The 2,721-nt window shown below is 69.7% G+C and carries 3 protein-coding genes; 1 reads left to right on the forward strand and 2 read right to left on the reverse strand.

All coding sequences use genetic code 11. The annotated features are described in order from the left end of the window. Position 1: 1 nt before the first annotated feature. Positions 2-1,495, forward strand: coding sequence for an alpha/beta fold hydrolase (locus CCN51_RS50025; protein ID WP_086861154.1), 1,494 nt, complete (start codon positions 2-4; stop codon positions 1,493-1,495). Positions 1,496-1,505: 10 nt separating this feature from the next. Here the strand turns inward: CCN51_RS50025 and CCN51_RS50030 are convergent, their stop codons facing one another. Together CCN51_RS50030 and CCN51_RS50035 are read right to left on the reverse strand one after the other, a co-directional pair. Further along, a complete protein-coding gene (locus tag CCN51_RS50030; protein ID WP_014175495.1) occupies positions 1,506-2,369 on the reverse strand; it encodes an amino acid ABC transporter permease in 864 nt (287 codons plus the stop codon). Then, positions 2,366-2,721: ABC transporter permease subunit (locus tag CCN51_RS50035; RefSeq protein ID WP_245881862.1), on the reverse strand; the 356-nt coding region annotated here is incomplete at its 5' end. The genes CCN51_RS50035 and CCN51_RS50030, both read right to left, overlap by 4 nt.

Genomic DNA, 2,721 nt, shown 5'->3' on the forward strand with positions numbered 1-2,721 from the left:
CCTGGCCCCGCTGCCGACCGCCGCCCAGGCCGCGGACTCCTCCGTACGGTTCGTCGACATCCCCGGCGACGGCGGCGCCACGCTGGCCGCCAACGTCGTCACCCCGCGCGGCGCAGACGGCTCGCAGCGCCTTCCGCTCGTCGTCCTGCCCACCAGCTGGGCCCTGCCCCAGGCCGAATATCTCGCCCAGGCCCAGAAGCTGGCCGACTCCGGCTATGTCGTGGTCAGCTACAACGTCCGCGGCTTCTGGCAGTCCGGCGGGGAGATCGAGACCGCCGGCCCGCCCGACGTCGCCGACGCCTCCAAGGTCATCGACTGGGCGCTGGCCAACACCCCCGCCGACCCCGACCGGATCGGCATGGCCGGGGTGTCGTACGGCGCCGGGATCAGCCTGCTCGCCTCCGGCTTCGACAAGCGGATCAAGGCCGTGGCCGCGATGAGCGGCTGGGCGGATCTGGTCGGCTCCATCTACAGCGGCCGCACCCAGCACGCCCAGGCCGCCGCCCTGCTCAGCGGCTCCGGTGAACTGCTCGGCCGCCCCAGCGCCGAACTCCGCCAGATCTTCCAGGACTTCCTCGGCTCGGACCTCGCCAAGGAGAAGGACATCGTCGAGTGGGGCAAGAAGCGCTCCGCCGCCACCTACCTCGACCGGATCAACGCCAACGGCGCGGCGATCATGCTGGCCAACGCCTGGGGCGACTCCATCTTCCCGCCCAACACCTACGCCGGCTTCTACGAGAAGCTGACCGGCCCCAAGCGCCTGGAGTTCCGGCCGGGCGACCACGCCACCGGCGAGCTCACCGGGCTGCTCGGCCTGCCCAACGACACCTGGAACGACGCCAGGCGCTGGCTCGACCGCTACGTCAAGGGCGAGCGCAACGGCATCGACCAGGAGCGGCCGGTCCAGCTCAAGTCCCGTACGGCAGACGGCTACGAAGGCTATCCCAGCTGGTCGGCCGTCCCCTCCACGCAGCGCAGGGTCGACCTCGGCGAGACCCGGCAGATCACCGCGAATGCCGACTCCGGCGCCAACGCGGGCACCGTGCTGCTGACCGGCGCACTCGACCAGTTCCTGAAGATCCCGCCGCTGGTCTCGGTCCCGCTGCTGTCGCGCGAGCGCGCCGCCGTCTGGCAGACCGACCGCTACGGCACGGCGCAGCGCATCCGCGGCACGGTGCGGCTGCACACCACCGTCACCGGCGACAAGTCCAGCGGCACCGCCGTGGCCTACCTCTACGACGTGGACGCGCTCGGCGTCGGCAAGCTCATCACCAACGCCCCCGTCACCTTCCACGACCGCACGCCCGGTACGCCCTTCGCCGTCGACCTCGACCTGTTCTCGACGGCGTACGACGTCCCGGCCGGACACCGCCTCGCGCTGGTCGTCGACACCGTCGACCCGCTGTACATCGAGCACAACCCGGACGGGGCACACCTCACCTTCTCCTCGCCGAAGGCCGACCCGTCGTACCTCTCGGTCCCGGTCCGGGACTGACCCACTCTCGTCATGTCCTGGTGTCGCCCGGGAGCATCGTGGCGGGCTCGGCCGGGGCCACCCGCACCGCCTCGGTCTTCACGCTGCGCCGCTCCCGCTTGGCGACCCAGTTGGCGAACCACGACAGCAGCATGCACATCCCGATGTAGACCGGGGAGATGACCATGACGACCGGGATGAACGGAAGGCCGTAGTCGAGATTGCCTGCGATGAGCTTGCCGGCGTGCAGAAACTCCTCGTAGGTGATGAGAAAGCCGAGCGAGGTGTCCTTCAGGGCCACCACCAGCTGGCTGATGATGGCCGGAAGCATCGCCCGTACCCCCTGCGGCACCAGCACATACGCCATGACCTGCGTTTTGCGCAGACCGAGCGAGTACGCCGCCTCGCGCTGCCCGCGCTCGACGGAATTGACGCCCGCACGGAACACCTCGGCGAGCACCGAGCCGTTGTAGAGGGTCAGTCCGGCCACGAGCGCGGGCAGTGGCTGCACCTTGAGCGCCACGAAAATGAAGAAGATCATCACCAGCACGGGCATCGCGCGGAAGAACTCCACCACGATCGTGGCGACCCAGCGCACCGGGCCGTGGTCGGACAGCCGACCGGCCGCGAGGACCGCGCCGAGGGCGAGGGAGAGGGCCGCGGCGAGGGCGAATGCCTTGAGCGTGTTGCCGAGGCCGCGCAGCAGCAGGAGCTGGATGCCCTTGTACTCGAAGGGCCGCCACTTCTCGGCCGCGAACTGGCCGGTGTCGATGAGCGCATAGACGATCCAGCCGAGCAGAAGCAGCAGGACGACGGCGGCGAGGATGCCGTAGGCGCGGTGGCGGGCCCGGGCGTGCGGGCCGGGGATGTCGTAGAGGGCGCTGGTGGTGGTCATCGGGGCACTCCCCAGCGGCGCTCCAGCACATGGAACAGCGCGCTGATGGCGAGCGTGATGATCAGATAGCCGAGGGCGATCCAGACGAAGGTCCAGATGATGCTGTAGCCGCGCTCGTTGAGCGGTTTGTAGGTGCCGAGCAGTTCGGTGACGCTGAACGAACCGGCGATGGCCGAGTTCTTGGCGAGCGCGATCAGGGTCGAGCCGATGGGCGGGATGACGGTACGGAACGCCTGCGGCAGCACCACCGAGCCGAGCGTCTGCGGGAAGTTCATGCCCAGGCTGCGGGCCGCCTCGCCCTGCCCGACCGGCACGGTGTTGATACCGGAGCGCACCGCCTCGCAGATGAACG

Origin of the sequence: Streptomyces milbemycinicus, from assembly GCF_002154605.1 — a bacterium.
GTDB lineage: Bacteria > Actinomycetota > Actinomycetes > Streptomycetales > Streptomycetaceae > Streptomyces > Streptomyces milbemycinicus.

Bases quoted from the DNA above. Each gene is read 5' to 3' on its own strand.
- CCN51_RS50030 (WP_014175495.1), bottom strand. From the start codon at position 2,369: ATGACCACCACCAGCGCCCTCTACGACATCCCCGGCCCGCACGCCCGG.